Source organism: Streptomyces sp. NPDC047981 (assembly GCF_040653315.1).
In the GTDB taxonomy this organism is placed as follows: Bacteria; Actinomycetota; Actinomycetes; order Streptomycetales; family Streptomycetaceae; genus Streptomyces.
The window spans coordinates 1-1171 of record NZ_JBEZNQ010000205.1; the positions used below are offsets into that span (position 1 = coordinate 1).

Genomic DNA, 1171 nt, shown 5'->3' on the forward strand with positions numbered 1-1171 from the left:
GGCTGTTGGGGTGTGGATGCTGGTGGGTGTGGTCGGTGGGTTGTGCCCGGTCGGGTGTGGTTGGTGGGCTGTTGGCGCATGATGGGGTGGGTTTTGGCGGGTTCTGGTCTGTTGGGTCTGTGGATGGGTGGTTTCGTGGACCGGGGGGTGGGGTGGTGTGCTGGCGCGGTCGGGGATTGTTCTTTCGTATGGGTCTGGAGGTTCGCGTGTCGGTGGATGCGGGCGGTGCCGGTTTGTCACTGCAGTGGATTGGTATTGCCGCGGCGGGGGACTGGGCTCAGGTTGCCACCCTGAGCAATATCCGTGAACCCCTGGCGAAGGCTCGGCTGATGCAGTTGGCGCTGCGGCTGGAAAGGGATGTTTCGGGCGGGGAGGAGACAGCTCTCGCGCAGGGGATCTGGGCGGACCTGGGGTCAACCACCATCACTGCGGAGACTGTTGCTGACGCTTTGCGGGCGGTCCTGACGGAGGGGCTCAGCCTCCGGGACAGCGCGTTGTTCTGCTGGATCGGCCGCTTCGACCTTGCTGTGGCGGTGCTGACAGCCGATCTGGAGGTGACCACCACCCGGCAGCGCCTGCACGACACGGCGCTGTACACACTGCTGGCTCACGGGTATCCGGTCCCTGACAGCCAGGAGCAGACAGTGTTCCAGCAACTGTTCCACGCCCTGCACCACCGCCATCCCGGAATTGATGACACCTGGTACCAGGCGCTCCGAACCCCGGTCACCCAGAACACACCCCACCAGCCCACCGCACCCGCTGTGCCCACCACACCCACCACACCCGCTGTGCCCACCACACCCGCCGCACCCGCCACACCCGCCGCGCCGGCCGCGCCGGCGGTGCCGGCGGTGCCGGCGGTGCTGCCCGGGAGTGGGGCGGGTGACTCCGATCCGGGGCTGCTCGTGGGGCTTGACACTATCGACTGGGCGCCGCTGGACGACGTCGGCCCGCCCGGCGTGGGGGTCCTGAATCCCGCCTGGAACACGACCGCTCAGGACGTGGCTGGGGGTGTGGACGCCGCCGCGTGGGTGGACGGCGAACTCGATCGGGTCATGGGCATCGTGGATGAGGTGAACCTGGATGTGTTCGCACCGGATACGGCCGGCGGCGATCCGGTGCCGGGGCCCTCCGGACGGCCGCGTAAGCGCAAGGCCGACACGGATCT

General features: G+C 68.2%; 1 protein-coding gene. It reads left to right on the plus strand.

Translation table 11 applies throughout. The annotated features are described in order from the left end of the window. Nucleotides 1-188 precede the first annotated feature (188 nt). Nucleotides 189-1171, plus strand: a 983-nt coding sequence (locus AB0E14_RS39775; RefSeq protein ID WP_362430486.1) for a hypothetical protein, incomplete at its 3' end; no start/stop codon positions are given.